This is a genomic window from uncultured Campylobacter sp. (assembly GCF_937890585.1).
Lineage (GTDB): Bacteria > Campylobacterota > Campylobacteria > Campylobacterales > Campylobacteraceae > Campylobacter_A.
In genome coordinates this window covers 1-1,078 of the sequence record NZ_CALACG010000377.1, presented here as the reverse complement: position 1 = coordinate 1,078, position 1,078 = coordinate 1, and the positions used below count along the sequence as shown (strand labels likewise).

The following is a 1,078-nucleotide window of genomic DNA, read 5'->3' as shown; positions in this document are numbered from 1 at the left end:
CTCCAATCGTCCGCGCCTTTGTCGCTTACTTCTATCGCCTCGCCTCTAGCGTGGGCTTGCATTACTTCGATCATTTCGTCCGTGTTCATCGTCTTATCCTTTCAATCGTTTCTTTTATTTCTTTTACGTCCTCTATCCAGGACTTGTAAGGCTCTCTGTTTGCCCCGTGCGCCAAATCTATTTTTAGCTTTAGCGCGTCTAGCCGTTTTTCAAGTACCATTAGCTCTGCGATGATTGCTCGCAAATCTTGCGCTATTTTGTTCATTGCAAAAGCTCGGTATTTTCGTAGATATTGCCTATAACTTCTACTGTATTATTTTTAAGTTTGTTATACACGCCTACATAGCAGACATATTTCTCACCAGGTGCACGTTCTGAGTCTTTGCCATACCCAATTCCGAGAAATCTTGCATCTTCATCTTCCCAATTCACTCTAAAAGAATGTTCGTTGTAACCTGGCCCTGGCCTAAAAAGGTCCCCCTCGTAAATCTCAACGCCGTTTTTATCTTTCAAGCCGGTGTATTGCATAAGCTCGACATCTTCAAAAGAGCACTCGAAATCAATCTCCGTCTCCTCGTCCCATAGCCCTAATTCATTGCTTGCAAAGTCAAGATATAAAACTTCGTATATCCTTTTATCTGCCTTGTAATAAGCTTTAAATTTAATCTCTCTCATTGTTTTTGCCCTTTAATTTTTTGTATGCTTCAAGTAGCCTTTCTCGCTCCTTTTGATCGAGGTAGAAAAAGTCATAAAGCGAGAAATTTACCCACACCGGCTGTATGTCAAATTTTAAAAGTAGCTTGTTTAATTCTTGCAGGTTTTTATAATCACTTTTTCGGAATTCCCAATCGTGGCTCAAAAACCACTCCAAAAGCTCTGCCAGCTTCACTTTTTCCGTTTTTCGCCAAAACATATTAGCCCCTTTAAATATTCTCGATATAAAAATAAGCTAGGCGTTGGCTATCCTCCGCCTCTTTGCGGTACTTCGTATCATAGCTCTTGTTTGCTATGTATGCGATTTTCTCCTTGTTGAGCGCGTAAAACTCGGCTAATATCGGCGCGAGTTTTTGCCCCTTAC

3 protein-coding genes are annotated in these 1,078 nt (G+C 41.1%); all 3 read right to left on the bottom strand.

From position 1 onward, the window contains the following. Positions 1–85: 85 nt before the first annotated feature. Genes Q0296_RS11130 through Q0296_RS11120 form a run of 3 tightly spaced genes read right to left on the bottom strand, consistent with a single transcriptional unit; the run spans position 86 to position 913 of the window. Positions 86–265 carry a hypothetical protein gene (locus Q0296_RS11130; RefSeq protein ID WP_298040593.1) on the bottom strand — a complete coding sequence of 60 codons (180 nt, stop codon included), beginning with the start codon at positions 263–265 and terminating at the stop codon, positions 86–88. After that, positions 262–675 carry a YopX family protein gene (locus Q0296_RS11125; RefSeq protein WP_298040586.1) on the bottom strand — a complete coding sequence of 138 codons (414 nt, stop codon included), beginning with the start codon at positions 673–675 and terminating at the stop codon, positions 262–264. Before Q0296_RS11125 ends, Q0296_RS11130 begins: the two co-directional genes overlap by 4 nt. Further along, positions 662–913 carry a hypothetical protein gene (locus Q0296_RS11120; protein WP_298040583.1) on the bottom strand — a complete coding sequence of 84 codons (252 nt, stop codon included), beginning with the start codon at positions 911–913 and terminating at the stop codon, positions 662–664. The genes Q0296_RS11125 and Q0296_RS11120 overlap by 14 nt, the downstream gene beginning before the upstream one ends. Between the last annotated feature and the right edge of the window lie 165 nt (positions 914–1,078).

Excerpts from the sequence above, each read along its gene's own strand:
- Q0296_RS11120 (WP_298040583.1), bottom strand. The coding sequence starts at position 913 with ATGTTTTGGCGAAAAACGGAAAAAGTGAAGCTGGCAGAGCTTTTGGAG.
- Q0296_RS11125 (WP_298040586.1), bottom strand. The coding sequence starts at position 675 with ATGAGAGAGATTAAATTTAAAGCTTATTACAAGGCAGATAAAAGGATA.
- Q0296_RS11130 (WP_298040593.1), bottom strand. The coding sequence starts at position 265 with ATGAACAAAATAGCGCAAGATTTGCGAGCAATCATCGCAGAGCTAATG.